The organism is Phormidium sp. CCY1219, from assembly GCF_055795085.1.
Window position 1 is genome coordinate 1 of sequence record NZ_JAYFEQ010000649.1, and the last position, 3,976, is coordinate 3,976.

4 protein-coding genes and 1 tRNA gene are annotated in these 3,976 nt (G+C 49.6%); 1 reads left to right on the forward strand and 4 read right to left on the reverse strand.

The window, feature by feature from the left end; genetic code table 11:
* Positions 1-195 precede the first annotated feature (195 nt).
* Positions 196-486: a hypothetical protein gene (locus tag AC0QH1_RS18700; protein ID WP_324632780.1), complete on the reverse strand. Its 291-nt coding sequence runs from the start codon at positions 484-486 to the stop codon at positions 196-198.
* Positions 487-573: 87 nt separating this feature from the next.
* On the opposite strand from AC0QH1_RS18700, the gene AC0QH1_RS18705 reads away from it, so the two are divergent.
* A tRNA-Arg gene (locus tag AC0QH1_RS18705) sits at positions 574-646 on the forward strand.
* Between the two features lie 61 nt (positions 647-707).
* On the opposite strand, the gene kaiC is transcribed toward AC0QH1_RS18705, so the two are convergent.
* The 3 genes from kaiC to AC0QH1_RS18720 all read right to left on the reverse strand — a co-directional run bounded on the left by kaiC (position 708) and on the right by AC0QH1_RS18720 (position 3,805).
* Complete coding sequence (kaiC, locus tag AC0QH1_RS18710; protein ID WP_324632781.1) at positions 708-2,270, reverse strand: circadian clock protein KaiC; 1,563 nt, start codon at positions 2,268-2,270, stop codon at positions 708-710.
* 196 nt (positions 2,271-2,466) lie between these two features.
* Entirely contained in the window at positions 2,467-2,805 is a 339-nt protein-coding gene (gene kaiB / locus AC0QH1_RS18715; protein ID WP_324632782.1) for a circadian clock protein KaiB, read from the reverse strand.
* 61 nt (positions 2,806-2,866) lie between these two features.
* Complete coding sequence (locus AC0QH1_RS18720; protein ID WP_324632783.1) at positions 2,867-3,805, reverse strand: circadian clock protein KaiA; 939 nt, start codon at positions 3,803-3,805, stop codon at positions 2,867-2,869.
* Between the last annotated feature and the right edge of the window lie 171 nt (positions 3,806-3,976).

A 3,976-nucleotide genomic window follows, 5' to 3' on the forward strand; every position in this document is an offset into this window, starting at 1 on the left:
AGGCTGGTCAGGTGGTTAGAAGTACAAGCCCCTGGCTTTAGACATGGGGTTGGTTTCTACGGAGTCCCTGACGGTTCTAGGGCTGAAAGTTTGGGTCGTATTTTAAGCAAGCGTGCCGATTCGGCTTGCTTGACTCGGGGGAGGAGGAGCCTCGGCATTCGGCGTTACCTTCTGGGGGGAACGAGTCACAAGTGACTAGGGTTTGGGAATCGTAAATGTCGAGGGAACTTTCTCGACGCTGGCCAACGATCGCGATCGCTGTGCCTTCAACGATGGCTCACCCCTGCGCGCCCCATGCTGCCAAGTGGCGCGACTTTCCCCCATGCTATCTCCCTGGGTTGCCAAAATCGATCGCCTCAAGGAGTGCGCGTTACCCGGTTGCGGAGGGGGCGATCGCCCCTGCAAAACTGCGATCGCCCGATTCAACCCATGCAAACTCAAGCCAAACAGCGGCAATAATTCTGCGATCGCGCCACCGCCGCCCATTCCCGCCTTGCGGCCCCTGCCCAGCCAAAATAAGTATTTTTACTTATCGCCATTGCGGGAAAAGCGTGTTATAGTAAGAGAACGTTAGGGCACGTAGCTCAGTGGATAGAGCATCAGATTCCGGTTCTGAGGGTCGGGGGTTCAAATCCCTCCGTGCTCGTTGAAAAGCTCCAAAAGAGGGGCGGTTGGTTAACCAACCGCCCCATTTTTATGGGCGAGAATTACCCTTCATCACCGCCTTTGCCTTGCACGCCTTTCACGATGCGGGACAGTTCGCTTTTTTCATCCACGGCGATGCGGGAGGGAGAACCGCTAATAATCCGTTCGTAGTTGCGGAACGAATCTTTAATTTCCGGACCTTTCTCGCTAATCGTGTACTCGCGAATCCCCTTATCGTGCCAAGACCCGCGCATTTTAAACACATTAATCGCCCGGGACATTTCGCCGCGAATTTCCACATACTGCAACATAATAATCGTGTCAGTAATCGTAGAAATATGGGACTCGGTAATCGAATGAGCGCCCATAAACTGGTCCGTAGTATTGGTAAAGAACCCGGTAATTTCCTCTTGCTTGGCGTATCCCGTTACCCCAATCACAAATTGGCGGAAAGCGTTATTACTCACTCCTCTAGCCAAAGCAGACAGAGAATCGATCGCAATTCTAGCCGGTTTAAAATCCGCAATTTCGGTTTTAATCATTTGCAAGTGGTCTTCCAACCCGGCAGATTCGGGATAGGCGCACAGAATTCTCAACAAATCCTTTTTTTCCAGTTCTTCAAAATCAATTCCCCAAGAATAGGCATTTCGCAACAACTGGGCGCGGGATTCTTCATAGGCAAACATCATGGCCCGACCGCCGTTGACACAGGCATCTTCGAGGAACTTGCTTACCAATAAGGTTTTGCCGGTACCCGTCGCACCTGTAGCGAGAATAATTGAATCTTTGAAAAAGCCGCCGCCGCACATTTCGTCGAGGGTTTTGACGCCGGAAGAGAGGCGGACATTGGAGGAGCGTTGGGTGAGGCGCATGGCCCCGAGGGGAAAGATATTAATCCCTTCGTGAGTGATAGTAAATGGATATTCTCCTTTCATGTGGGTAGTGCCGCGCAGTTTTAAGATTTCCAGAGTTCGGCGGCGGCGCTCTCCTTCCAAAACATTGCGGACGATAACCACATTATCGGAGACGAATTCTTCCACGCCAAAGCGGGCGACTGGCCCGTATTCTTCCACTCGTTCGGTGGTCATAATCGTGGTTGCGCCCACTTGTTTGAGGCGGGCGACCAAGCGAAAGATTTCCCGGCGGACTACGGAGGCGGCATCATATTGCTGAAATACTGCGGTTACGGAGTCGATGGAGACTCGTTTGGCCTTGTATTTGCGAATGGCATACTGGATGCGCTCGATCAAGGCAGAGAGGTCGAAATTACCGACCACATCTTGTCCTTCCGGGTCTGGGGAGGCATCGAGAATGAACAGTTTGCCGCGATCGATTAAATTTTGCAAATCCCAACCAAAGCTATAGGAATTTTTAATGATATCGCTGGGAGATTCTTCAAAGGTAACGAAGACGCCGGCTTCGTCGAAATAGGTAATGCCATTATAGAGAAATTGAATGGCAAATAATGTTTTCCCCGTACCAGAGGTGCCGCTGACTAAGGTGGTGCGTCCCACAGGCATTCCGCCATGACTAATGTCATCAAAGCCCTCAATCATGGTGCGGATTTTCTGGACTCCTGTGGGAAGACGTTCTTCTCCTTGTTCATTTTGGTGATTCAGAGTCATAGCTTTGGTGCTAAAAAAAGATAGAATACTCGGGATAACTGGGAAATTTTACTACAATTCATCCAGCTTGCCATCAGCTTTAACGAATTTCCGATCGCTTTGGCGGTTGATAGAGTGAAGCAAGGGGGCAAATCATGTGGGGGACCTACTGGATTCATCTTTGAACAAGTGACCGAGGACAAATCAGCAAGGGTGCCTATTCGGTCTGCTCATTGTTATAATAAAAGTCCGGGTCTTGTTCGCGCAGTTCTTCGTAGAGCAAATCTAAGCCGATCAATACCTTTTCGCGATCGGAGAGGTCGCCGATGATTTTGCGAACCGGTGGGGGCAAAATTTTTGATAACGTGGGGGTGGCCAAGATTTTATCTTCTTCGGCGAGTTGGGGATTTTTCAATACATCAATGACCTTCAGAGCGTAGACGCCTTCAAACTCTTGTTCTAGGATGTTTTTTAGGGTTTTCAAAGCCCGAACCGAGTTGGGGGTATTACCCGCCACGTACAGTTTGAGGACATAGGTTTTTTTTGAGGCACTCATACATTCAGGAGTTAGCAGTTTATAAGATTAAAGACAGGGGTCAGCGGGGTACTCTGCCAGTTCAAGACTCGCGGGGGATAGACCGCCGATACATTTCACACAGATGAGCTATTATATCAATTAATGTCAAGCGGTAGTCGAGCAAAATTTCTTCGCTGCGACCTTCCAGCTTGAGCTGTTTGGCGAAATCATCCATTAATTCCATGTGAACTTCTACGAGCTGGGTGACAGAGACATCTGCCAAGAAAGCGGTGTTAACGAAGTCATCAATTTGTTGATTGAGGGTGTTATCGTTATCAAAATAGTTGAGAACAATTTCCCGATAATCGGATTTGAGTTCTGCTAAAAACTGCTGCCGTTCGGCGGGAGGCAGATTGCGAAGAAAATATTTTGGTTTGCGTTTGTAGTACACGCCAAGGTATCCTAATCTTTCCCTCAATTTCTCGGCCAGACGCCGCTGCTGAGGCACGAGGAAAGCTTGAGTTGAGAGGTCGCTGTTGGAGTCTGGTGGCTGTTTGATGTTGTCGGCGAGGTTGGCGGAGGCACATAGGTCGAGGAATTGAGCGATCGCGCGTTCCACAAACCTCTGGACTTCGCTCATTTGCGCCCAAGAAAAATGGACTTCCGCCCGGTGATAAACCACCTCCGGGGTAACTGGATTGCCATTGTTCGCGGTGGGAACCGATCCCACTTTGGCGTCAGTGAGGTCTAAATCGGTTGGCGGATCCAAAGTGGGGGGAGTGGGGGAATCAGGATGAGCGATCGCGGCAGGTAATAGGATCCCGCGTTGACCCAACGCCGCCAGTAGGGAATTCAACTGGGCATCAGCTTGTAAAATCAAACAGTCGAGCTGTTGCTTTTGACCCTCGACAAAAGCCACAAACTCCTCGATAATCTGAAAATTTTTCACCACATAGCCATCGCCTCCCAAATACGGGGAGAGCGATTCTGCCAAGGATTCTGTAGGCGCAAACGTACAAATAGACAGTTTTGGTCGCAAAACGTGAATAAAAAAAATAAATGACTCGAGCGATCGCTACTGCAGCATTACTGCGAGATTGCCCAGCCCACGGAAACCGGAGGCTGATGTTTGATTTGATACTCCCTACGGATAAATCCGAGGGATTCTTAAAGAGTCCAAAGTCGGACTTTTAAAGGCGCTTTTCCCCAC